Below are 21,707 nucleotides of genomic sequence, written 5' to 3'. Positions count from 1 at the left end.
TCCCACCACAGGCGACTTGGGCGCGAACGACAGTAACTATTTTCGGCGCGTACCGACAGGTCGGCGAAAAATCTCACTCGGTTCGTTCGACCACCGCGACCACGCCCCGGACGACCGCCAGCGGGAGCGCGAACGCGAAGCCAATCGACGCGGCCCATCCGACGAGCAGGGTCGGAACCGTGGTCGGTACGACGGCCAGCGCGGTGGCGAACGCCGTGCCGGTCAGCAGGGACGAGACCACGAGCGCCAGCGCGGTAATCGGGAGCGCGAGCGTCGAGGTGACGCGACCGCCGACGCCGCCGCGTCGGCGGGGCGTTCGGACGAGCGGTGCGACCCTTCGAGAGTAGTTCGGTTTCATCGGTCTCTCCTCATCTAGGTGGAGGGCCGCCACAACCAAAAGTATAATCTGGAATACATTTTTGTAGTCGGCGTTACCGGACTCGATTTCTGTAATCTGTATTTCAAATGGGCACAAAACAAAGGAATTTAGCAGACGGCGCGCGCTGGCGCACCCCTCGTGGGTGCGCCCATGCGTGCGAGGGACGACCGAGCGAGCGCCGAAGGCGCGAGTGAGGGAGTCGGTTGGGGAGGGTGTGGCCCGCGGTCGCGGTGCTGTGCGGTCCTCATAGGTGCCGGAAGTAGCTAGCTTTGCCGCGACTCCACCGACTCACTCCAACTCTCCACACCCCACCGACTCACTCCTCCGTTCGACACCACCGCGACGATTCACGAAACACGACCATCAACTCCCAACACCCGATTTCAAATCGCCTTCGCACCTTCCGAGGCCGCCGACCGACTCTCGCGTTCCAACTCCAACACGTCCAGATTCCCGTCGAGCGTCACCCGAAGCACCTCGTCGTCGAGCGCGATTTCGATTCGAATCTCCCACGGGTCGGTCGAGACGACCGTGGTATGCTCGTCGCTGACACACCACGCGAGGCACCAGTACGGCTTGGTGCAGAGGTCGATACCGTGGTCGCGGTAGAACGTCACCACGTCCGACTGGTCGAGCAGCGACAGGCCCACCGCCGAGTAGAGTTGGTGGTGACACTGCTCGCACTCGTGGTCCACCCGGACTTCGAGACCGAGGTACGCCTCGTCGTCGTGAGTGACGGTGGTGGTCATCCGGCCGTTGCACTCGGGGCAGACGCCGTCCGCGGCGAGGCAGTGGAGGTGGCGCACGCGCTGATTGAACGCCTCGGCGATTTCGCACTCGGTGCGGTCGTTCAGGCCGCCCGGCGGGAAGGGGTACTTCCCGTGGGGCTTGCCGCACTCCGCGCAGTCGATGGCGAGCATCTCGTCCTCGTAGCGCGCCCACAGCGCCCCCTCGCAGGCCGCACAGCTGCCCACGACTTCGAAGGGGTCCATCTCGGGATGTTCGTTGAACGACCCCGCCAGTATCGCCCGGACGACCTTCTGGCCCGCTTGCCTGAAATCGTAGCCCGCGTCGGTCTGGACCACGAAGTGGTCGGTGAGCTGTTTGAGGTGGTAGTTGAACTGCGCGCTGTCGCGCATGCCGACCTCCCGGCGAAGTTCCGAGAAGGTCACCGGGCGCTCGGGCGCGGCCCAGAGCGCCTCCAGAATCGACAGGCGCGTCTCGTTGGCGATGACCGAGAACGCCTCGGCCGGGGCCACGCAGTCGTCGCACTCCTGTATGCTCGCGTTCGGCCCGCTCGTCTCGCTCATACAGGGGCGTGCGGTAGCGTTCGGCTAAAGTGTTGCCTTAATCGCAGTTTTGTAAGTTGTGTTATGATTCCGAGCGACGAGCCGTAATTCGGGGTTCGGTAACACGACACGTCCTTCGATTGTGCGCGACGACCCGAACCAGAACAGTAGGTTTATCAGTCGTTCGGGGCGAATCTTCCAGTAGAATTACTTCAGGAGGTCAACGTTGACAGGAAATCATACCCAACCGGAGGTGAACATCGGACTGGTCGGCCACGTAGACCACGGCAAGACGACGCTCGTACAGGCGCTCAGTGGCGAGTGGACCGACCAACATTCGGAGGAGATGAAGCGTGGCATCTCCATCCGGCTCGGGTACGCAGACGCCACGTTCCGGCGCTGTCCCGAGATGGACGAACCGGAGTGCTACACGGTCGATGAGACGTGCCCGGACGGAACCGAAAGCGAACCGCTTCGCACGGTGTCGTTCGTGGACGCGCCGGGCCACGAGACGCTGATGGCGACGATGCTCTCGGGCGCGGCGCTGATGGACGGCGCGGTGCTGGTCGTTTCGGCCAGCGAACCCGTCCCACAGGCTCAGACCGAAGAACATCTGATGGCGCTCGACATCATCGGCATCGACAACATCGTCATCGCCCAGAACAAGGTCGATTTGGTCGACCGCGAGCAGGCCGAAGCGAACTACCGCGAGATTCAGGAGTTCGTGGAGGGCACCGTCGCCGAGGATGCGCCGGTCGTCCCCATCTCGGCCCAGCAGGAGGTCAACATCGACCTCCTCATCGACGCCATCGAGCGCGAGATTCCGACGCCCGACCGCGACCCGAACGCCGACGCGCGGATGTACGTCGCGCGGAGCTTCGACATCAACCGCCCCGGCACCGAGTGGGACGGCCTGATGGGCGGGGTCCTCGGCGGCAGTCTGGTCGAGGGCAAGCTCACGACGGGCGACGACCTCGAACTCCGCCCCGGCCACGAGGTCGAGGAGGGCGGCGAGACTCGCTGGGAACCCATCGAAACCGACGTGCGCTCGCTTCAGGCGGGCGGCGACACGGTCGATGAAGTCACGCCCGGCGGTCTGCTCGGCGTCGGGACCGGACTCGACCCGAGCCTGACGAAAGGCGACGCGCTGGCGGGCCAAATCGCCGGACCGCCCGGCAGTCTCCCGCCGACGTGGCGACAGTTCACGATGGAAGTGGACCTGCTCAAACGTCTCGTGGGCGTGGACGACCAGGATATCGACGAGATTTCGACGGGCGAGCCGCTGATGCTGACCGTCGGCACCGCGACCACGGTCGGCTCCGTGACGAGCGCCCGGTCGGGCGAGTGCGAAGTCGCGCTCAAGCGCCCGGTCTGCGCGCCCGAGGGAGCCAAGATAGCCATCAACCGCCGCATCGGTGCGCGGTGGCGGCTCATCGGCATCGGCACCCTGCGCGAGTAGTCGAATGGTCACGACGGTCGCCCTCGACACGAGCGCGCTCATGATGCCGGTCGAATCCGACGTTCGACTGTTCGAGGAGGTCGAACGCCTGCTCGGTTCGTCCGAGTCGCCTCGCGACTCGGACGAACCGACGCGCGGCATCGAGTACGTCGTCCCCCGCGCGGTCCGCGACGAGCTAGCGAAACTCGCGGACGGCGCTGGACAGGAAGCCGTCGCGGCGAGCGTCGGCGCGGACCTCGCGGCCGACCGCTGTCGCACCGTCGAACACGAAGTATCGTACGCAGACGACGCGCTGGTCGAACTCGCGCCCGAGTTCGACTACGTCGTCACGAACGACGGCCCCCTCAAACGGCGGGTGCTCGACGCGGGCACACCGGTAATTCATATAAGGGGCCGGAACAAACTCGCAGTTAGCAAACCTTAGCATGTACAAACGGGTCAGACTCAAAGATACGGTCGAGGTGCCGCCCAAGCACCTCGCGGAGGTCACGCCGCGGTTGGTCAAGAAGCTCCTGCAGGACAAACTCGAAGGTCGGATGGACGAGGACGCCGGAAGCGTCGTCAGCGTCGTGAAGGTACACGATATCGGTGACGGAGCGGTCCTCCCGAACCGGCCGGGCGTGTACTACGAGGCGGAGTTCGACGCCGTCACCTTCGACCCCCAGATGCAGGAGGTCGTGGACGGCGAAGTCGTGGAGGTCGTCAACTTCGGCGCGTTCGTCGGCATCGGGCCGGTGGACGGCCTGCTCCACGTCTCTCAGATTTCCGACGAGTATCTCGCCTACGACGAGGAGAACCAACAGCTCGCCTCGCGCGAGTCGAACCGCACCCTCGGAGTCGGCGACTCCGTGCGCGCGCGCATCGTTACCAAGAGCATCGACGAGCGCAACCCCCGCGAGAGCAAAATCGGTCTCACCGCGAAACAGGTGGGACTCGGCAAGCACGGCTGGCTCAAAGACGACCGCGAGCAGCGCCAAGCGGCCACAGAGAGTGAGTAATCATGGCCGGTGACCGCCTCGCCTGTCGGGAGTGCCACGCCGTCGTGGACCCCGACGAGGACACCTGTTCCATCTGTGGCTCGACCAGTCTCACCGAGGACTGGGCCGGGTACGTCATCGTCGCCCACCCCGACGAGAGCGAAATCGCGCGCGAGATGGAGGTCACGAAGCCGGGCCGGTACGCGCTGAAAGTCCGGTAGCGAGACCGACTAGAATGGCCGAAATCCTCGTCTCGCTCCCCGCCGAGATGCGCGGGGAACTCAAGGAGCCGCTCGGGCCGATTTTCACCGACGCCGAGCGGCTGCTTTTGGACGCCGACCCGCCGCTCGTCGCGGTGGGCGACGTGGTGACCGCCCACCTCGTGCGGGCGGGCGTCACCCCCGACGTGGCGCTCGTGGACGGCCTGACCAAGCGCGAGACGGTCCGCGACGAGGTGGCCGAGAGCGTTGCGCGCGTCACCGAAAACGCGCGCGAGGTCCGCGTCGAGAATCCGGCCGGGACGCTGACGCGCGACCTGCTGGTCGCGCTCCGGGACGCCATCGCCGACCCCGACCCGACCGTCATCGTGGTCGATGGCGAGGAGGACCTCGCGGCGCTCCCCGCAATCGCGGCCGCGCCGCTCGGTGCGACTGTAGTGTACGGTCAGCCAGATGAGGGGATGGTCCGCGCGCGAGTGACCGAGGAGGCGAAAGCCGAGATGCGCGATTTGTTGGGTCGGATGGAGGGAGACTTGGAAGCGGTGTTCGAGATTCTAGACGAGAGTTGAGGGTTCGCGCGGAAGGAACGTTCCCGGACTTATTCGTCGAGTCGCTTCGCGAAGAACTCCGCTTTCTTCGCGTCGTGTTCTTCGAGATACGCGTCCACGTTTTGGACGGTCGCAAAATCCGTTATCTCGTCGAGCCACCGTTCTGCCGCGTCGTCGAAGTGTGACAGCCTCGAAGGGTCGTAACCGTGGTCATCGACGTAGAACGCGAAAAGAACGTTGTACCGCGCGTCGTTCTGTGGGAGGCCCATGACGAGACGACAGTAGAGGCGCAGTGAGTCCCCTTCTCGAATTATCTCCAGTTCGTCACACCCCTCGACGGTCTCGTAGATATAGTACTGCGGGGTGCTACTGGCCAAGACGGTGTGAAGTCGCTTGACGACTCGTTGCTGGTCCGACGCGCCCAACGAAGAGAGGCCATCCCCAAACTGCTCGGCAAGAATCGCGTAGTTTTCGTCGTCGGAGAGCGGTACGGTCTGCACGCGTTCTCAGCAGTGACTATATAGACTACCACCTAAACTGCTTCGGAAGCGTTAAATTAGAATTCGAGAACGTCGTCGAAATCCTCGTCGCTCATCGTCCGACCCTCGACAACGTCCTCGATTCCTTTCAGAACTCCCTCGGGAAGACGCGTCGCTTCCTCGGGTTCGTCGGAGTCGTACTCGGAATCAGTCATGGAAGTAAGTACAGCATCCCGTCAAATAAGTCTATGGAATCGCCGGAAAACCATGCGAGACGTGATTTCATCGACTTTCGGGAGGTAGCGCTGAAATTCTGTTGAAAATCGGCCACGTGCGCCCGAGACCCACCGTGTCGGCGGCGGGGTCGTGAAGTCGTCCGTCCGCAAAGCGGTTGTCCACTTCGAAATCCTTTTACACGCTACGAGGAGTACAACTGAGTAACTGAGTACACATGGAAGTCGAAATCCTCTCCGAGGAGCAGAATCCGATGCTCCACCGGTCCGAAGTGCGGTTCCAGATAGTTCACGACGAAGAGACCCCCTCGCGCCTGTCGGTCCGCGACAGCCTCGCGGCCAAACTCAACAAGGATTCGAGCGAGGTCGTCGTCCACGAGATGAACACCAAGTTCGGCATGCGCAAGACCGTCGGCTACGCGAAGGTGTACGAGAGTCCCGAGCACGCCCGCGACGTCGAGCAGGACTACATGCTCGAACGCAACAAAATCACCGCCGACGGCGAGGCGGAAGCCGAGGAGGCCGAATAATGGCGCGCAACGAACTCTACAACGACGACGGCACGACCGACCGCGAGACGTGCACCCGGTGTGGCGACGCGTTCCTCGCCGACCACGACGACCGCCTCCACTGCGGCCGGTGTGGCTACACCGAGTGGAAGTAGGGCGATGCAACGAGCGGAAGCGAGACGCATCGTAAAAAAGCGAACGGCGACAGCGAGGGAGCTTCGCTCCCTCGCGCCGTGCGAGCGGCGCGCGGCCTGCGGCCGCGCGCAGGAGCCGTGAGCGAGCGAATGCGCGTCCTCGCCGTCGAAGGCACCGCGTGGGCCGCGAGCGCCGCGGTGTACGACGACGAGAGCGACCCGGACGCAGCTTTTATCGAGACCGACGCCTACCAGCCCGAGAGCGGCGGCATTCACCCGCGCGAGGCCGCAGAGCACATGAGCGACGCCGTTCCGCGAGTGATAGTGACCGCCCTGAGCGAGGCCGACGGGCCAATCGACGCGGTAGCGTTCTCGCGCGGGCCGGGACTCGGCCCGTGCCTGCGCACCGTGGGGACGGCCGCGCGCGCGCTGGCGGGGTCCCTCGACGTACCGCTCGTCGGCGTCAATCACATGGTGGCCCACCTCGAAATCGGTCGCCAGCAGTCGGGGTTCGACTCGCCGGTGTGCCTGAACGCCTCGGGCGCGAACGCCCACGTCCTCGGCTACCGGAACGGTCGCTACCGCGTCCTCGGCGAGACGATGGACACCGGGGTCGGCAACGCTATCGACAAATTCACCCGCCACATCGGGTGGTCCCACCCCGGCGGTCCGAAGGTCGAGGAGGCCGCGCGCGACGGCGAGTACGTCGAACTCCCGTACGTCGTGAAGGGGATGGACTTCTCGTTTTCGGGCATCATGAGCGCCGCGAAGGACGCCTACGACCGAGGAGTGCCGGTCGGGGACGTGTGCTACTCCCTGCAGGAGAACGTCTTCGCCATGCTCACGGAAGTCGCCGAGCGCGCGCTCTCGCTGACCGGGAGCGACGAGCTCGTCCTCGGCGGCGGGGTCGGCCAGAACGACCGCCTCCGGGAGATGCTCGCGGAGATGTGCGACCAGCGCGGGGCCGACTTCTACGCGCCCGAACCGCGTTTCCTCCGGGACAACGCCGGGATGATAGCCGTTCTCGGCGCGGAAATGGCGCGGGCGGGCGACACCCTCCCAATCGAGGCGTCGGCGGTGAACCCGAACTTCCGACCCGACGAGGTGGCGGTCACGTGGAGGGGCGACGACGAATCGGTCGCACGCTGGCGCGACGAGAGCGACGAAATCCGGGGCGCGGAGGCCACAGTCACGTTCGAGGCCGACCGGGTGGTCAAGCGCCGCGTCCCCAAGAGCTACCGCCACCCCGAACTCGACGACCGCCTGCGCCGCGACCGGACGGTCCTCGAAGCCAGACTCACGAGCGAGGCCCGACGGCACGGTGTCCCCACGCCGGTCGTCCACGACGTGGACCCGGCGGAGGGGACGCTCGTCTTCGAGCGCGTGGGCGAGGCCGACCTCCGAACCGAACTGACCCCGGACCGGGTGGCCGATGTCGGGCGTCACCTCGCCGCGATTCACGCCGCGGGGTTCGTCCACGGCGACCCCACGACCCGGAACTTCCGGGTCGGAGAGAGTCGCACCTACGCCATCGACTTCGGTCTGGGTTACTACACCGACGACGCCGAGGACTACGCGATGGACCTCCACGTCTTCGGCCAGAGTCTCGCGGGAACTGCCGACGACGCCGACGCGCTCAGACGTGCCTTCGAGGACGCCTACGCGGAGGCGAGCGAGGAACACGAGTCGAGCGGCCCGGACGTGCTGGCCCAACTGCGCGAAATCGAGGGCCGGGGCCGATACCAGTAGCACGAACGCGGCGTTCCTCCGAACGCCGCGTTCGTTTTCCCCTCGTTTGCGGCCGCAGAGCAAAGACTGAAACTGTCGAAGCCCTACCACTCCCTATATGAGTTCGGAGGAGTGTGACTACTGCGGCGAGGGATTCGACGACGAGGAGGCGTATCTGCGCCACCTTCGAGATGAACACGGCGACGACCTCGGCCCGATAGAGGTTCGCCGCGTCGCCGCGCTCGACGACGGCGACGACGGAAACCTCGTATTGTACGCCGGAGCGGTCGGCGTCCTCATCGCGGTCGGATTGGCGGCCTACCTGCTGTTCTTCTCGGGCGGCGGGTCGTCGGGGCAAGCGGGCGCGTCCCCTCACTCCCCGGGGTCGGTCCACTACCACGGCCCGATGACCACCGAAATCGGCGGCGAGGAACTCGACTTCAGCCGTCAGGAGTTCCAGTATCAGAACGACCACTTCCACTTCGAGAGCGGCGACGGGTCTCAGTGGCACGTCCACTCCCAAGGGGTGACGCTGGCGTACGCGATGGACACGCTCGGCATCAACGTGACCGAGAACACGGTGTCGTACGACGGGACGACCTACCGGGAGAGCGACGGTGACCGGGTCGTGGTGGAGGTCAACGGCGAGCCCGTGACGACCGACGAGTACGTGCTTCAGGAAGGAGACGCCATCCGAGTCGTCGCCGAGGAATCGAACTAAGCCGACCGAGGAATTACCGTAGCGACTCGGGCGACGGCGGAACTTGGCGCTTGTGTTCGCTTCGCTCGTACATCTCTCGGACTCTTTCGACCTGTTTTTCTGTGAGTTCCTCGACTTCGCGCGCGGTCGCGGCGACCGACAGCGGACCGTCGATGTGGAGCGCGAGGATGGCGTCGAGCGCGTCGTAGTCGATGCCCAGCTCCTCCTCGTCGGTCTGTCCGGCCCAGAGTCCGGCGGTCGGCGGCTTCTCGACCAGTTCGTCGGGGACGCCGACGTGACTCGCCAGCTGGCGGACCTGCTGTTTGTAGAGGTTTCCGATGGGGTGGCAATCGACCGCGCCATCGCCGTACTTGGTGAAGTAGCCCACCAGCGCCTCGCTCCGATTTCCGGTGCCGAGGACCATCGACCCCTCGTGGTTGGCGACGAGGTAGTTCAGCACGGCGCGAGTCCGGGCGCGGGCGTTGCCGACCGCCGTCTGGTCGCCTTCGGCCTCCGAGTAGGCGTCGAGGAAGGTGTCCACGATGGGGTTTATCTCGAACACGTCGTAGGCGATTTCGAGGTCCTGTGCGACCCACTCGGCGTCGCTCATGTTGTCCTCGCGGCTGACCGCGCCCGGCATCACGAGTCCGTGGAGGTTCTCCGCGCCGAGCGCTTCGACCGCGAGGTGGGCGGTCAGCGTGCTGTCGATGCCGCCCGAGAGACCGAGGACCGCCTGCTCGGTTCCGGCGGATTCGGCGGTCTCGCGGATGAACCGGACGATGTGCTCCCGGCGGGCGTCGAGTTCGTCGTCGGCGAATTGCAGGTCTATCATGGACGACAATTGGGCGGGCGGTGACTAAAAGACGTGTGACGGGTCGAAATTTGTGGACGAACGGTCGGTCTACCGGGAGCGAACAGGCGGATGAAGCGCTACGTTGAAGTGCGACGCCGAAGAACGAACAGAGCGAGCGCCGGTGTCTGACCGAGCGAAGCGAGGTCAGGCTCGGCGCGGGTGAAACGAGCGCCGGTGTCCTCGTGAACGGAGTGAACGAGGGCTCGGCGCACAAGCGAAGCGCAGTGCGCCGGTGGTCTAGTGGTAGGACATGAGCTTCCCAAGCTCATAGCCCGGGTTCAATTCCCGGCCGGCGCACTCCTCAGACCTTCTCCCGCAGGTTTTCCGGGTTTCCAGAGAAACCCATATGACCCGAATCGAAGCTTACAATCCGGGTGGCCGAATCGGACCCCGACGCCGTCCCCGGGTTTTAAAACGTTTCAGGCTTACTAGCACTAGAGACAGCCCGACCACGGTTTTCGTGACCCGGGAGGTGAAAGCTCATGGCACAGAGTCGTGACCAAATCGAAGACATCGTCGTCATCCCCGAAGCTACAGAACACTACTTAAATCAGCGACAGCTGGCGGACTACCGGGATCATCGCGTCCAGCTCATCAAGTGGCTGTGCCATCTCGGCAAGGATCCGGAGAAAGCCGAGGGCTACGCCTACGATACGGCCCGGCAACGCGCATACAAGATCGACCGGTTCCTTCGCTGGCTCTGGGACCACGAGGACGGCTACACATTACATGCGACCACCGACCACGCAGACGCCTACACCAAGGAGTTGGTCTACGAGGACCACTCGGAAACCTACAAAGCAGGCATTCAGAAGGCGATCAAGACCCTGTTCAAGTTCTTGACCCACGAGAAGGGCCGCGACATCGACTGGGAGCCAGAGATCAAGTTCACCAACGGCGGATCGCAGACCCACCAGGTCCGCGACTTCCTCACCGGGGATGAGCGTCGGAAGATCAAGCAGGCCGTCCTCGAGCACGGGTCGATTCCGCACTACAACAGCGTTGATCCGCTAGAGCGCGACCGGTGGAAGGCGTACCTCGCGCAGCGCTTCGAGAAACCCAAAGACAAGGTGACCAAGGACGATTGGAGGAAAGCGAACGGCTGGAAGTACACCTCGATTGTCTACGCCTCGATGGACGCCGGGTTCCGACCGAAGGAGGTGGGCCGGGCGAAGGTCAGTTGGCTTGACTTGGAGAACAATCTCTTCCGCATTCCAAAAGAGGAGTCGACGAAGAACCACGAAAACTGGCACGTCGCGATGAGTGACCGGACCGCGAACATCCTCCGGAAGTGGCTTTCGGAGCGCGAGTGCTACGAGAAGTACCGGCGGACGGATGCGCTCTGGCTGACGCGCTACAGCAATCCCTATGGGTCGGAGTCGCTGAATCGTTTGCTCGAAAAACTCTGTGAAACCGCCGACATCCCCACGAAGAACCGCGACATTTCGTGGTACAGCATCCGGCACAGCGTTGGTACCCAGATGAGCCGAGATCAAGGACCAGCAGCGGTACAGCAGCAACTCCGGCAGCGCTCGAAGGAGATGGCAGTGCGATACGACCAGGCACCAGTCGAGGACCGACAGAAGACCGTAAACAAGTGGGATTAGCAGTAGTGATAGCATAGATTCTTTATCCAATCAGGCTCCGTAATTATAGATAACGGCCCCATAAACGTCCGAACAGAGATTGAATGACTCCAAAAACTCGCATTAACAAGTTCAGCTATTGCATCGATTAGTCCAGTCCTCTTGACTTACACAGAACTATTCCGGGGCTATCGCACTCAACGTCGCCAGAGACAGCTTCGAAGAGCAGCATGATCAACCCTCTGACTCGACGGATCCGGCGGTCAGAATCTTGATGCAGTGGTTATCAGCATCTTCAAGTTTGGACTTGAACACGACTGAAGTAGGAACAGAGAGCCACCTTCATTGTGGACTAAGCTTGTACTTTTTTTCGCGCCGGCGGAATGCTTCATCTCCTCCTTCTAGAATATCCTTCGCTTCCGATCGAATATCCGGATTTTCAAGTGCACCAGCCTCGTATTCAATCTGCCCATCCGAGAAGGACGATATTATGACCTGTTCGGAATCAGTATTGACCACTAGATTTGCGTCGTGAGTTGCAATGAATATCTGGCGGTTGGATTTTGCTTTACGAATTGCATCAATCAGTTCATCGTAGATGAATCGGTTATCCAGATTATCCTCAGGTGAGTCAATTATCAATGGGTTCTCGCCCTCGGCAAGATATATCTTCAGCAATACCGTCCCTTTCTGCCCTCGCGAGAGTTGACTCATCGGCGTTCCCTGATAATAGATCTCCTCCGAAAGGGTCAGGCAGTCGTCGTAGAGAAGCCCATCAAACTCGATTGGTTCAACCTCGGATCGCATATCTTCTCGTAGATATTCCATTGTTTCAATATACTCAAACACGGCAGATTCGAGGTCATCGGGACGCTCGCCACTAATGATATTGCGCAACTTGTAGAGTCCTTCTTTCACATCGTCATCATTTACCGATCGTAGGTCGAGCAATTCGGTAAATTCATCAACTCTATCACCAGTTAGCTCTATTTTCGGCTTGAACTCGACATCACCTAGAATATCACCATCATCATCAGCAAACTCGTCTGTAATGGTTCCGTAGTTTGCCCGCTGTTGGAAATAAGCAGCTACATACTTGACAAATGTGTCTTTCCGGTCACGTCGGATTTCAGTAACGGCATCTACTGTTTCCTCAAGTTCTGTAATAGTATTTTCAATTGACTCTATGTCATCCTCAATCCGCCTTTGTTCTTCACGAAGCTCCGAGAGCTGATCCTCAGCCTCAGTCGAATCCTCCATCTGGTCTCTAATTTCCGCTCGAGCTTTGGAGATCGATTGTTGTTTGTTCTCAACCTCTTCGAGCAACGTTTCAAGCGCTGTTTCTTGTCCGTTCAGGTCGATCTTTTCTAGGTTCGGTTGGAGTTCAAACTCACTACATTTTGAGTCGATCTTGTCCACTCGGTCATTGAACGAATTGATGGACTCAAGATCGGTAAGTGCCTCTTTGACCAATTCTTCAAGATCACCCAACTGCTCAGCTTGATCTCGGAGTGCGTCTATTTTGTCTTGCAATTCCTCTACCTCTGTTTCTTCTAGTTCGGCTTCATGCTTCTCCTTGAACTCTTGGATCTCTGACTCTTTGTTTTCTAATTCTGTTTGTGCCTGCTTGAGGCTAGCTCGTTCATCACTAAGATTCGATCGTACTTCCGGCGGGTTGATATTGTGAAGTTTCGAGTTCAGCCGTCGCAGTTCGTCAGTTAATTCGTTGATGAGCACCCAGTGGGACTGGAATTCGTCGATAGCATCGGAGGACTCACCGTCGACAGCACTTGTAACGAGATCCTTGATTTGCTTATGCAATCTATCCCCTTTCTCACAATACTCAACAATTTTTCCTTGTGGGATGTATGATATATCGGGACCCTCGATGAAATCGGGATTTTCAGTTACAGCCTGTTTCGTGAACGGGTCGACATCCTCGAATGTAATCTCCGTTTCAACTCTTGGATCAGAGTCCTCGATTCTCCCTATAAATGAATTGTCGTCATTCACGGCGGTATTTCGCCGATCCTGAAAACAGTTCGCTATAAGATCCAATAAGGCCGTTTTCCCGGATCCCTGGCTTCCTATAACGGTGATTAGATTTGCATTGAACGGGAGTTCATTCTCGCCGATCGACAGTTGTTGGTTGACATAACCATCCCTAATGGACAGTGAACGAATCGTTTGAATCTGAGTGAAAGATTGCGGCGTTGATGCCCCAATCTCCAACCGATCTCGCGGCTCAAATACAACTTGCTTTAATCCTTCAAAATCATGATCGGATTTTAGCCAACAATACCGATCTTGGTCAGGCTCACAAAGTGATTCGAAATCATGGGTATCAGACCCTGAAAAAACGGGTTTCAGTGACCCAAACTCATCTTCAAAGTCATCCGGTGAAAGGTCTTTTCGTCCGGTAGCCCACCTGAGGTCGTCCGGTGCGTTCGAAAAGAGGCCATGACTTTTCGTGAGAAGTTGGCGTTTTTTCTCTGCATCTTGGCCATCCCAGTTGATGTCACCCCACTCGGCTCCGGACAGCAGGATGAGATACTTCCCCTCAAATATTTTAGTTGATTCTAATTCGTTAATAATCTGGTCCAGCTTCACTCTCGCGTACTTACAACCGGCGACATAGTCTGAGCAGTCATCACCATGATAGTCCCTTGCAATGCGACCTAAGCGTCGCAAGGATTCCGGTCGCAACGTCCTCTCATTGGATTGGTCAATCTGGATTTTGAGGTTCCGAAGGAATTCATTTCGAATATCATCTACTGATAGGTCTTCCGAGAAGACGACATGGAGATTGATTCGCTTCCCATCACCTGTGATAGTATCCAGCCGAAATTCGATATTCGGGAGAATCAAATCAAAATTGTCCAGATATCCATTCTCCCGTAATTCGTTGATAAGTTCATAGCCTTCAAGTGAGAAATAGTCAGTTATACCTAAACAGTCAACATGGTCAATGCCTTCCAATTTGTTTATATATTTTTCCCAGAGCTCCGGATCAAGTCTATCTGGTGTCTCGATATCTTGGAGTTCTGGTATTGGATCGACTGCCTCTCGTTCCTCATCGGTAATGCCAAAAGACGATTCAAATGACAATGGGGTGTGAACGTGTAAATCCCATTTTCCCCACTCGGAACCGCGGTCAAGACTCATATGAACAGTTTTCAAGCGGGGGTAATTACTATCTTTCTATCACCCACGAATGGTAATATTGATATAAACCAATTATATTCGAACGCCAAGGAACGTAAATGGTCGTTGCTAGTCGCTGGATGGACTTGGTGGAAAGAACCTGAATGAATCAGTTCGTCTTTTGTCCCATAGTATAGAATTTAGGTCCATTATTATTCCTTCGTGGAACCATGCTACTAACTACTGTTAGGGACTAAGCCCGACCACCGATTCCACCAGGTCAAAAGTCGTAGACAGCGTATAGTCGCTGGCCATTCAAAGCTGATTCAGACCCGTATCCGAACCCAATCGACGACGCTTCTAACCTATTTCAAAACAGGGTCAGACCAGACGGCTCTGAACCATCGTGATCTGGTGGACAATCAATTATTTGGAGGTATAGTCATACGCGTCACGAAGCATTTCCAGTGCCAACTCAGCCAACTCCTCGATCATGGCCAGCTCCGAATCGGCGAGCGTGAACATCCGTGCGTGGCCATCCCGAGCGATTACAGCAGTCCCATCACCAAATACCACGACTCCGGGTCGATCTCTTGGCAAGTCTACTCCCTGCTTCAACGATAATGTTTGAGTCTCCTCGTCCCAATCGCACAGGGTGAATGGGTCTTCCCCCTGTTCACGTGCGTCGGCACTCGGCCACGCTGGAAAACTATCATAGATGACTCGGGCCCCGTAGAGATCCGTCCAAGTATCCGGGTCAAAGCTGGTATCTTCGTCGGTATGGTTTGCGGTTCCCTGGAGGTAGCCCTCGATTCGCCCGCGAACATGGAAGCTATCTGATTCCGTGTAGTCGGTCATCACACCTGGGTTGACGCTAGCAGAACTTAAAGCGAAGCACCGATTCTGCACAGCAACAGGTTGCCCAGCGAAAGTTGAACAGTCGCTTTCCAATCCGTGCAGCTACAGACAGTAGGAGAGCTGTGTTCACCGACCGCTCGATTCTAGGTATTTCTCACCGTCCGGCGTGAGTGAAACGGGTTTCACGTCGAAGACACGTTTCTGCCTGCCCGTGACGCGCTCCACCGTCACCGGGTCGCTCACCTGAATCAGTCCGAAGCGTTTGAGCTTGTCAAAGCTGTAATTAACTTTGTGGGTCGGGAGGCCAGTTGCCGACGTAATCTTGTGTGTATCGTCCTTATCTTCCCTGATACAGGTTAGAATAGTTCGGTCGATGTCTCGAAGCGCGTCGTCCGCCATCTCGGACTCATCAGAATCCATTGATTTGGAATCGGCCTCATCGTAGAGGGAGGCCCCATCTTCAAAAATTTCCAAGATCCGATACTCAGCATCCGCCACTCTGTCAATCTCGGTAAAGGACTCTTCGCCATCGCCGGTATAGTAACTGAACCGTCCCTGCTCGTCTTCGAACTGGGTACCGTGTCGGTTGACGGGATCAGCGACAATCTGCTGTAGCTTCGTCGCATTTCCTTCTTCAACAACGAAGATGCATTCACGATTCTGGTCGACCGCTCGCTGTAGATTCCGAAGGACTTTCGCCGGTTTGGAGAGGGTGGCGTGCTCGGCTTCCAAGTGCGCGATCTCACCGGTCGGAAGATGTACACGACCATCCGGTTTGTCGTCGCCCGCGTCTTGATGCAGCAGTTGAACGCGGAGGCCTCGATCCTCCAACTCGTTTCTCGCAACGGAGAGAAGCCGGGTATGTTCTTCCTTGCCAGCGTTCACTCCCTTCCCGAGTGTGGGTTGTTGTCCGAGACCGGTTTCTGTGGCAACTGTCGCCTTGTCTTTCAAATGATCGAGATCGGAGTAATCGGGAGTCCATGGCGGATACGTATCGACGATGGTAGCAGGGTTCCGCCTTTGTGTCCCCGGTTGCTGGATGACAGCCCGGAAGTCACCTAACCGGGTCAGCTGGTCCCGATCGATCCCGTGAAGCATCCGGGCCAGTTTCGACAGGTCTTCTGAACCAGATGGGTCGAACACGAGCTTGGTCCGGCAGTTGTTCTTGACCGCGTCCCGCATCGATTTGGGGAGCTGAGAGAGATACTGCGTGGTCAGCCAGCAACCTAACTGGTATTCGCGTGCTTTGCTCAAGATCTCCGCGAAGTGCGGTCCCTCACTGGGAAACGTCTGCAGTTCGTCGACGAAGAGGTAGAACGGTGAACAGTCCCGGTTGTGGTTGTACCGTGACTGTGCGGCGGCCCAGAGCTTGGTGATCACGAGAGAGGCCAGCAGCTCTGCGACGATGCTTCCAACCGCTCCTTCGCGGACATCCAGCACCAGGATCTTCTGCTGATTCAAGACGGCTTGGAAGTCGATATCGCTGGTCTCGGCGGCGATGACCTGTCTCACGACCGGATTCTCTGTGAAGTCGTTTAATCGGCGGACCACGGGTTCAAGCTCCTTGTCCGACAACCTGTTTTTGATGTTAACTAGTTGCGACCGGAGCTCCGGATCACGCGTGTGGTCAATCAAGTTAGCGAGCTGGGTAGTGTCGGTGACGCAGTGCTTGATATCCAGAAGCGTGTACCGGGTCTGATGGTCGATGTTGGCGTTGATCCCGGCGCGAAGCAGTGTGGCAAGGACCCGTCCGAATCGGTCACCCCAGTTGCTGCTCCGGCGCTTGAACAACTGAATCAGGTTGGAAACGATTATCTCGACCTGATTGGCTTTCTCGGCGGTTGACGCGGACGCGTCGACGGACGGTTCGAGGACATTGATTCCGGTGACAGGGTCTTCGACCGGGTTGACGTAGATCAGGTCGTCATACCGGTTTTCCGGGAGCTTGGCCAAGAACTCGTCTAAGAGATTGCCTTTGGAGTTGAGGACCGCCAGTCCGTGGCCTTTGTAGACGTCTTGAAGCGCGACGTGGCTCAACTGCTTCGACTTCCCGGCTCCCGTTGCCCCGGTGGTCACCGCGTGCTTCACGCGGTGCTCATCCCGAATTGAGACGTGCTCCTCCACGCCGAGGATGCTGGTCCGCGAGCCCAAGTGCGTTTTTGAGGACCCGGTGGAGTTCGTGATCAGGTTCTGGGTTTCGTTCGGTGTCATGCGTTCTCGAGATTCTCCTGGTCGCGGTCCGGAATGGAGACCAGTCCGGCAAGCTCGTCGACTGTAGCGTGGAAGCGAAGGCTGTACCCTCCAAAGACGCGGTCGCGAATCGCCCGAACGAACTCGAGAAACCGCTTTTGGCGCAGCCCCCGGATCGTATCAATATCGAAGTACTGTCCGCTCACCGGATTCTCGAACACGTTGAACGCACCGGCGATCTCCTTGACCCGGCTCGCCGTGTACTCCCCAGCCCCGATCACTGCAAATCGGATGCATACCTGATACCGTCGCTGGTCGATTTTCGTCTCGACCGCATCAGCCTGGTTCCGCTTCCGCGGTGTCGCGGACTGACTGTCTCGCATCCGTGAGGTCTCCGACCGCAGATGATCCACTGTTTTGTAGGCGTCGCGCTTCCGCCACCACTCACGAATCGACCGCCCCACAACCGGGCGCAGCAGAACTTGAACCACGACTCGTGTATCCCGCATAGCGTGGCGGTGAAGCGCAGCCACGAGGCTGTTGCTTGGCGGCGGGTCGAACTCCGTAGCGAGCGGATATCGATCACGTCTCCCCGTTGTAAGGATCGCACCTCCGATTGAGTCACCTGGCTTCACCGGTAACTGAGGCGTTCCGGATGTAAAGCCAATCTCAGGAATCTCGTTCGAGAGGTGTGTCCGGACCTTGCGTTCCAACCGGGCGTTCGGGACGCAAAACTGGAGCCGGAGCCGGTCGGTCCGTGGCCGGAAGAGTTCGTACGCTACCCATGGCGATGTGTTTCGAACGCCGAGGAATCCGGTTTGGACTTCGAGAATCCCGCGGAGAAACCGTTCAACGGTTGGCGGCACGTCACCGGTACTCGGTGGCTGCACTTCGACAGCGTACACCGGGTTCGCTGGGGTCGCTAAGTCTTCTGCTTGGTCCTCGTCCACCTCCGTATACGCTGGTATGAGCCGGGTCATTCTCCCACCGCTACCGACTCGGGCTGGTTTGGCTCCCCGTCGAAGATGCGGTGCTCAAGCGCGGTCGACCCTATCTTGAGCTTCGTGTGGACGACGTTGGAGACGTGGAGATAGGCTTCACTGTGGCTAGCCTCTGCCCCGCTTTTCAAGCCCTGAATGTCCAGCTCCTCCTGTCGAGAAAGGATCGGGGAGTCCGGCGGCTCTTCATGCCCGAAAAAGAGCTTGCCGGGCACATGATCGAGGATGTCCCGCCCTTTGGAGGAATCGGCGAAATGCGACCAGCTCTGCGTCACTAAGTGGACCGCGACATTGATGTCCCGAGCTTCGAGCACGAACTGATTCAGGACATGGCGTCCCGCATCGTCCTTGAGCAGCAGTCGTGCCTCGTCAATCACCACGATAGTTCGCATTTGGTTCTTCGAGGTCGCGGCGTAGATCTGGCGAACGAGATCAACCAATGCCGCCACGTTCTCGAACTCGCCGCGCTCCTCAACCTCGAAACCGAGGACCTGGCTATCGAACTCGTACTCCTTGCCGTGGACAACGGATCGATGCTCACCGCCGAGTGCTTCGATCGTCTGACGGTACTCCTGCTTCGGATCCACGACGATGAGCAGGAGATTGGGATACACAAGCACCGACCGCAAGCACTCTAAATGAGCCGAATAGCTCTTGCCAGATCCAAGGGTTCCCATCACGGCCATCGAATGAGAGTCCCACCCGAACCGATCAACCAGAATAGGGGTTCCATCTACCGCGTCAACCCCGTACAGCACACCCGTGGTCTCTCCAACTGGCTGATTACCGAAAGGCAGCCCCATCGCGGCCGAGAGCGATGGCATCAGCAGCGTCTCATCGAGCGGATCACCATACAACGGCGAGTCGGTGTAGTACGCGTAGTCGTTCCGAAGCCCCGGCTCTTGGAACGAGAGCTGAAGGGCCCCGAGTTGGGTGGTCACCCGATCAAAGGTGGCGTCCGCTGTCTCGGGGGTTGAGCCGTGAGCCGTGACGTAGACCCCGTAGTTGAGCGGTGTACAGTCGTGCCTCGCCAGCATATCGAGGAACCACTCGGTGTCATCCAGGGACCGTTCAAGCTTGTTGATTCCCTTATGGCCCTGCGAAAGGAACGCAGCGATCTCAGCGTCCATCATTTCCGAGTGTCGTCGTAGCTTCCGGACCGCCGCTCCGATATCCATCGGCCGAAACACCTGGAGCACATCAACGAGACCGTCAACCCGAAGGAGGAAGCGCGGCCAGCCGAACTCAATCTCCGAGGGATACTCATCAACCGTCACCAGCCGCCGGTATTCATCGAAGCCGTCCGTTGCTGTGGCGCAGTACTGCTCTGAAGGCTTCGGAACCGGGTTACCAACCTGTCGTCCGAACTGCGCGAGTGCCTCCCCTTTGAGCTGCGAGACGGCAAACGCACCGCCAGACAGCGCTGATCTCACCTCTTGAACTCGGCGATGAAGCTCCTTCCCGGTGCTCTCGTGGGTGCCAGCAACGACGCGAATAATAACGAAGTGGTCAGTCCGGACGAATCCGTCTGCGGCGACACGCTGGCAGTACTCCGTGTACTCGTCTCGAAGCCTGGAATGGCTGGGCTTGCTAGCAACCCGCTCAACGTAGTCGTCCAGATCTGCCGGTGACTGACGCGAGTAGATGTAGATGGGATACGAGATGGTATCGAGAACCGTTTGGTAGACCTGATGAAGCGCTTCCTGGTCCTGGTCCGTCTTCAAGTCGAGATTGACCGGGGATACTCGCAGCACAGCTAGCGCAGCATTTCGATCAACGACAATGGCTGGCTGCCGGATCGTGAGCGCTGGCGGATCGATGGTCCGCTTCATTGCTGGTCCTCCCCGCGGACAATCCACCGGAGGAGATGGTAGAGGTGGACCTCGAGCGGTTGGCCATTTGGACGCACACCGAACCAGATCAACCCGAGGAGCCCGCCGACGAAACTCGCGCCCAGCGTCACCGCGGCTGACTGTCCCACGGTCATCCAGGCCAGCACGGTGCCCGGAAGGCCAAGCCGGAGCAGGTCTTTCCACGTGAACCAGCCGAAGTACTTGATGGATCGGTCCGGATTGCTTGACATTCGTTTTCGCATCGGTCACCACCTCCCGCCGCGATCACGGTCGCGACGTCGCTGATTACGCCGTTGGCGACGCAGCTCCTCATCGCTCAGTCCACCGCTGCTTCCCCCATTTCCACCAGGCGGCCATCTCCGTCGCCACGACCCTTGAATACGACCTGCGAGCCCACGGCCGCCAACAATGCCCTGCGAGACAGCGATCAACTGGTACGGAATATATAACATCAAGCTGAAAGATGCAACTCCCCAGATCCAATCCGGGAACGGTCCCTCCAACAGTGCGAGACTGAATCGGAGGACGAGCGCATCTGCCGGCGCAGTAGCAAGCAGGGCAAACCATGCCGACGAGAACGACCGGGCGTACGGCCGCGTTGCCGGCAATGCCCAACCAATTGCAACTAAGGGAGATACTGCTGCTATAAAAAGCAGGTACACATTTCTGAATACAAATAGTATCACCAAGGCAGCCAACAGAAAAGCGTTTATCACCACCACCAGTCCAAGCCCGGCTGTCAACCCTGCTAACTCTTCAATACTAACCGAACCACTTGGCCGGAACACCTCTACAAGTGCGTTGGCGATGTCCGCAGGGATTTGTAAGAGTGGCAAGGCAATCACCGCGCCCCCGAGTCCGACGACGAGAATTGGGACGACTTGGCGGGGCTCTCCGAATGAGAAACCGAATCCCTCAGTAACCTGAGACACCCCGGCGAGGACGACAATCACTACTGTGGCAGGCAGGGCTACCATCAGTGTCAGTCGGTGAATTGACGTGACCGGGGGATTCGGATGAATCGTCGCGGCTTGAAACAGGACGTCGACGAAGACGTTGATCATTTCCTCTGCCAGGTTCCGAAACGGGCCGAATATCTGAAGAGGAAGACTGATACCCAGGTCATCACCGGTTTGGGTCAAGAAGGTATCCGGGAGGAACACTAGGACACCGAGACTGACGAAGGATAGTTTCCGGGACACCGTTAGACACCTCCGGTACAGACATTAAGCGGGATCAGCAGGAACGCGATGATGAACGGTCCAGTCCAAATTAATCCAATAGCCATCAACACTCGTTGCACCCGGTGAATGGCTTGCCGTTTCGCATCCTCACTGCCCCACAACGTTTGGACTCCCGCATACGTGAGGGCGGCCGCAGCAAGCAGCCCGCCGACGCTGAATATCAGTACCACCACCTGGTGAATCAGCAGGTAAATCGGTTCCAGCGTTGATTGCCCGTTACAACCGACGATTCCGTGAATTGCTAGGGCCGGTTGGACTGTACTCGTGAGCAGGACCGCAATTGCGGACAGCCTTGCCAGTATTCGTGTTGTATGTTCGGTCATCGGTA

The 21,707-nt window shown here is 59.0% G+C and carries 23 protein-coding genes and 1 tRNA gene; 11 read left to right on the top strand and 13 right to left on the bottom strand.

The features are described from left to right. Positions 1 to 73: 73 nt before the first annotated feature. Complete coding sequence (locus EKH81_RS04815) at positions 74 to 358, bottom strand: hypothetical protein (RefSeq protein WP_132056743.1); 285 nt, start codon at positions 356 to 358, stop codon at positions 74 to 76. Positions 359 to 762: 404 nt separating this feature from the next. Further along, positions 763 to 1,689: a winged helix-turn-helix domain-containing protein gene (locus tag EKH81_RS04810; RefSeq protein ID WP_132056742.1), complete on the bottom strand. Its 927-nt coding sequence runs from the start codon at positions 1,687 to 1,689 to the stop codon at positions 763 to 765. A 205-nt stretch (positions 1,690 to 1,894) separates the two neighbouring features. Between EKH81_RS04810 and EKH81_RS04805 the strand changes: the two genes are divergently transcribed. Genes EKH81_RS04805 through EKH81_RS04785 form a run of 5 tightly spaced genes read left to right on the top strand, consistent with a single transcriptional unit; the run spans position 1,895 to position 4,891 of the window. Further along, positions 1,895 to 3,127, top strand: a complete 1,233-nt coding sequence (locus tag EKH81_RS04805) for a translation initiation factor IF-2 subunit gamma (protein ID WP_132056740.1) — start codon at positions 1,895 to 1,897, stop codon at positions 3,125 to 3,127. 4 nt (positions 3,128 to 3,131) lie between these two features. Beyond that, positions 3,132 to 3,551, top strand: a complete 420-nt coding sequence (locus EKH81_RS04800; RefSeq protein WP_132056738.1) for a PIN domain-containing protein — start codon at positions 3,132 to 3,134, stop codon at positions 3,549 to 3,551. Position 3,552: 1 nt separating this feature from the next. After that, positions 3,553 to 4,125: a DNA-directed RNA polymerase gene (locus EKH81_RS04795; RefSeq protein ID WP_132056736.1), complete on the top strand. Its 573-nt coding sequence runs from the start codon at positions 3,553 to 3,555 to the stop codon at positions 4,123 to 4,125. A gap of 2 nt (positions 4,126 to 4,127) precedes the next feature. After that, entirely contained in the window at positions 4,128 to 4,325 is a 198-nt protein-coding gene (gene spt4 / locus EKH81_RS04790) for a transcription elongation factor subunit Spt4 (RefSeq protein WP_132056734.1), read from the top strand. 14 nt (positions 4,326 to 4,339) lie between these two features. Beyond that, positions 4,340 to 4,891, top strand: coding sequence for a GTP-dependent dephospho-CoA kinase family protein (locus tag EKH81_RS04785; protein WP_132056732.1), 552 nt, complete (start codon positions 4,340 to 4,342; stop codon positions 4,889 to 4,891). A 29-nt stretch (positions 4,892 to 4,920) separates the two neighbouring features. Here the strand turns inward: EKH81_RS04785 and EKH81_RS04780 are convergent, their stop codons facing one another. Both EKH81_RS04780 and EKH81_RS04775 read right to left on the bottom strand, forming a co-directional pair. Next, positions 4,921 to 5,370 (bottom strand): hypothetical protein, encoded by a 450-nt coding sequence (locus EKH81_RS04780; protein WP_132056730.1) that lies wholly within the window; start codon positions 5,368 to 5,370, stop codon positions 4,921 to 4,923. A 56-nt stretch (positions 5,371 to 5,426) separates the two neighbouring features. Further along, on the bottom strand, positions 5,427 to 5,564 hold the full coding sequence (locus EKH81_RS04775; RefSeq protein ID WP_162224495.1) for a hypothetical protein: 138 nt from the start codon (positions 5,562 to 5,564) through the stop codon (positions 5,427 to 5,429). Positions 5,565 to 5,800: 236 nt separating this feature from the next. Between EKH81_RS04775 and EKH81_RS04770 the strand changes: the two genes are divergently transcribed. The 4 genes from EKH81_RS04770 (at position 5,801) to EKH81_RS04755 (ending at position 8,674) form a co-directional block, all read left to right on the top strand. Then, complete coding sequence (locus EKH81_RS04770; protein WP_132056728.1) at positions 5,801 to 6,112, top strand: 30S ribosomal protein S24e; 312 nt, start codon at positions 5,801 to 5,803, stop codon at positions 6,110 to 6,112. After that, positions 6,112 to 6,246 (top strand): 30S ribosomal protein S27ae, encoded by a 135-nt coding sequence (locus EKH81_RS04765; RefSeq protein WP_132056726.1) that lies wholly within the window; start codon positions 6,112 to 6,114, stop codon positions 6,244 to 6,246. The genes EKH81_RS04770 and EKH81_RS04765 overlap by 1 nt, the downstream gene beginning before the upstream one ends. Positions 6,247 to 6,375: 129 nt before the next feature. Then, positions 6,376 to 7,974: a bifunctional N(6)-L-threonylcarbamoyladenine synthase/serine/threonine protein kinase gene (locus EKH81_RS04760; protein WP_132056724.1), complete on the top strand. Its 1,599-nt coding sequence runs from the start codon at positions 6,376 to 6,378 to the stop codon at positions 7,972 to 7,974. A gap of 97 nt (positions 7,975 to 8,071) precedes the next feature. Beyond that, positions 8,072 to 8,674, top strand: coding sequence for a MoaD/ThiS family protein (locus EKH81_RS04755; protein ID WP_132056722.1), 603 nt, complete (start codon positions 8,072 to 8,074; stop codon positions 8,672 to 8,674). A 13-nt stretch (positions 8,675 to 8,687) separates the two neighbouring features. On the opposite strand, the gene EKH81_RS04750 is transcribed toward EKH81_RS04755, so the two are convergent. After that, complete coding sequence (locus EKH81_RS04750) at positions 8,688 to 9,485, bottom strand: NAD+ synthase (protein ID WP_132056720.1); 798 nt, start codon at positions 9,483 to 9,485, stop codon at positions 8,688 to 8,690. A gap of 247 nt (positions 9,486 to 9,732) precedes the next feature. On the opposite strand from EKH81_RS04750, the gene EKH81_RS04745 reads away from it, so the two are divergent. Together EKH81_RS04745 and EKH81_RS04740 are read left to right on the top strand one after the other, a co-directional pair. Then, positions 9,733 to 9,803, top strand: a tRNA-Gly gene (locus EKH81_RS04745). A gap of 185 nt (positions 9,804 to 9,988) precedes the next feature. Beyond that, the gene (locus tag EKH81_RS04740) at positions 9,989 to 11,113 is read left to right on the top strand and encodes a tyrosine-type recombinase/integrase (protein ID WP_132056718.1); all 1,125 of its coding nucleotides are present in this window, start codon (positions 9,989 to 9,991) and stop codon (positions 11,111 to 11,113) included. 321 nt (positions 11,114 to 11,434) lie between these two features. Here the strand turns inward: EKH81_RS04740 and EKH81_RS04735 are convergent, their stop codons facing one another. The 8 genes from EKH81_RS04735 to EKH81_RS19815 form a co-directional block, all read right to left on the bottom strand. Beyond that, complete coding sequence (locus EKH81_RS04735; protein WP_132056716.1) at positions 11,435 to 14,257, bottom strand: TrlF family AAA-like ATPase; 2,823 nt, start codon at positions 14,255 to 14,257, stop codon at positions 11,435 to 11,437. A 405-nt stretch (positions 14,258 to 14,662) separates the two neighbouring features. Then, positions 14,663 to 15,094, bottom strand: coding sequence for a hypothetical protein (locus tag EKH81_RS04730; RefSeq protein WP_132056714.1), 432 nt, complete (start codon positions 15,092 to 15,094; stop codon positions 14,663 to 14,665). Between the two features lie 126 nt (positions 15,095 to 15,220). Further along, entirely contained in the window at positions 15,221 to 17,305 is a 2,085-nt protein-coding gene (locus EKH81_RS04725; protein ID WP_132056712.1) for a type IV secretory system conjugative DNA transfer family protein, read from the bottom strand. Then, on the bottom strand, positions 17,302 to 18,234 hold the full coding sequence (locus tag EKH81_RS04720; RefSeq protein ID WP_162224494.1) for a DUF8128 domain-containing protein: 933 nt from the start codon (positions 18,232 to 18,234) through the stop codon (positions 17,302 to 17,304). The genes EKH81_RS04725 and EKH81_RS04720 overlap by 4 nt, the downstream gene beginning before the upstream one ends. 26 nt (positions 18,235 to 18,260) lie before the next feature. Next, positions 18,261 to 20,114: a TraC-like domain-containing protein gene (locus tag EKH81_RS04715; RefSeq protein WP_132056708.1), complete on the bottom strand. Its 1,854-nt coding sequence runs from the start codon at positions 20,112 to 20,114 to the stop codon at positions 18,261 to 18,263. Beyond that, the gene (locus EKH81_RS04710; RefSeq protein WP_202935062.1) at positions 20,111 to 20,377 is read right to left on the bottom strand and encodes a hypothetical protein; all 267 of its coding nucleotides are present in this window, start codon (positions 20,375 to 20,377) and stop codon (positions 20,111 to 20,113) included. The genes EKH81_RS04715 and EKH81_RS04710 overlap by 4 nt, the downstream gene beginning before the upstream one ends. Before the next feature lie 3 nt (positions 20,378 to 20,380). Beyond that, the gene (locus EKH81_RS04705) at positions 20,381 to 21,337 is read right to left on the bottom strand and encodes a TrbL/VirB6 family protein (protein ID WP_132056706.1); all 957 of its coding nucleotides are present in this window, start codon (positions 21,335 to 21,337) and stop codon (positions 20,381 to 20,383) included. 2 nt (positions 21,338 to 21,339) lie between these two features. Further along, positions 21,340 to 21,702: a hypothetical protein gene (locus EKH81_RS19815; protein ID WP_368407696.1), complete on the bottom strand. Its 363-nt coding sequence runs from the start codon at positions 21,700 to 21,702 to the stop codon at positions 21,340 to 21,342. Positions 21,703 to 21,707 lie beyond the last annotated feature (5 nt).

The sequence above is a fragment of the Halorussus amylolyticus genome (assembly GCF_004143485.2).
GTDB lineage: Archaea > Halobacteriota > Halobacteria > Halobacteriales > Haladaptataceae > Halorussus > Halorussus amylolyticus.
The sequence above is the reverse complement of the archived record's forward strand: the minus strand, read 5'-3'. Positions and strand labels throughout refer to the sequence as shown.

What these genes read in the sequence shown, in the direction of transcription:
- EKH81_RS04815 (WP_132056743.1), bottom strand. Translation starts at nt 358, where the DNA reads ATGAAACCGAACTACTCTCGAAGGGTCGCACCGCTCGTCCGAACGCCC.
- EKH81_RS04810 (WP_132056742.1), bottom strand. Translation starts at nt 1,689, where the DNA reads ATGAGCGAGACGAGCGGGCCGAACGCGAGCATACAGGAGTGCGACGAC.
- EKH81_RS04800 (WP_132056738.1), top strand. Translation starts at nt 3,132, where the DNA reads ATGGTCACGACGGTCGCCCTCGACACGAGCGCGCTCATGATGCCGGTC.
- EKH81_RS04795 (WP_132056736.1), top strand. Translation starts at nt 3,553, where the DNA reads ATGTACAAACGGGTCAGACTCAAAGATACGGTCGAGGTGCCGCCCAAG.
- spt4 (WP_132056734.1), top strand. Translation starts at nt 4,128, where the DNA reads ATGGCCGGTGACCGCCTCGCCTGTCGGGAGTGCCACGCCGTCGTGGAC.
- EKH81_RS04785 (WP_132056732.1), top strand. Translation starts at nt 4,340, where the DNA reads ATGGCCGAAATCCTCGTCTCGCTCCCCGCCGAGATGCGCGGGGAACTC.
- EKH81_RS04775 (WP_162224495.1), bottom strand. Translation starts at nt 5,564, where the DNA reads ATGACTGATTCCGAGTACGACTCCGACGAACCCGAGGAAGCGACGCGT.
- EKH81_RS04770 (WP_132056728.1), top strand. Translation starts at nt 5,801, where the DNA reads ATGGAAGTCGAAATCCTCTCCGAGGAGCAGAATCCGATGCTCCACCGG.
- EKH81_RS04765 (WP_132056726.1), top strand. Translation starts at nt 6,112, where the DNA reads ATGGCGCGCAACGAACTCTACAACGACGACGGCACGACCGACCGCGAG.
- EKH81_RS04760 (WP_132056724.1), top strand. Translation starts at nt 6,376, where the DNA reads ATGCGCGTCCTCGCCGTCGAAGGCACCGCGTGGGCCGCGAGCGCCGCG.
- EKH81_RS04755 (WP_132056722.1), top strand. Translation starts at nt 8,072, where the DNA reads ATGAGTTCGGAGGAGTGTGACTACTGCGGCGAGGGATTCGACGACGAG.
- EKH81_RS04750 (WP_132056720.1), bottom strand. Translation starts at nt 9,485, where the DNA reads ATGATAGACCTGCAATTCGCCGACGACGAACTCGACGCCCGCCGGGAG.
- EKH81_RS04740 (WP_132056718.1), top strand. Translation starts at nt 9,989, where the DNA reads ATGGCACAGAGTCGTGACCAAATCGAAGACATCGTCGTCATCCCCGAA.
- EKH81_RS04735 (WP_132056716.1), bottom strand. Translation starts at nt 14,257, where the DNA reads ATGAGTCTTGACCGCGGTTCCGAGTGGGGAAAATGGGATTTACACGTT.
- EKH81_RS04730 (WP_132056714.1), bottom strand. Translation starts at nt 15,094, where the DNA reads ATGACCGACTACACGGAATCAGATAGCTTCCATGTTCGCGGGCGAATC.
- EKH81_RS04725 (WP_132056712.1), bottom strand. Translation starts at nt 17,305, where the DNA reads ATGACACCGAACGAAACCCAGAACCTGATCACGAACTCCACCGGGTCC.
- EKH81_RS04715 (WP_132056708.1), bottom strand. Translation starts at nt 20,114, where the DNA reads ATGAAGCGGACCATCGATCCGCCAGCGCTCACGATCCGGCAGCCAGCC.
- EKH81_RS04710 (WP_202935062.1), bottom strand. Translation starts at nt 20,377, where the DNA reads ATGCGAAAACGAATGTCAAGCAATCCGGACCGATCCATCAAGTACTTC.
- EKH81_RS19815 (WP_368407696.1), bottom strand. Translation starts at nt 21,702, where the DNA reads ATGACCGAACATACAACACGAATACTGGCAAGGCTGTCCGCAATTGCG.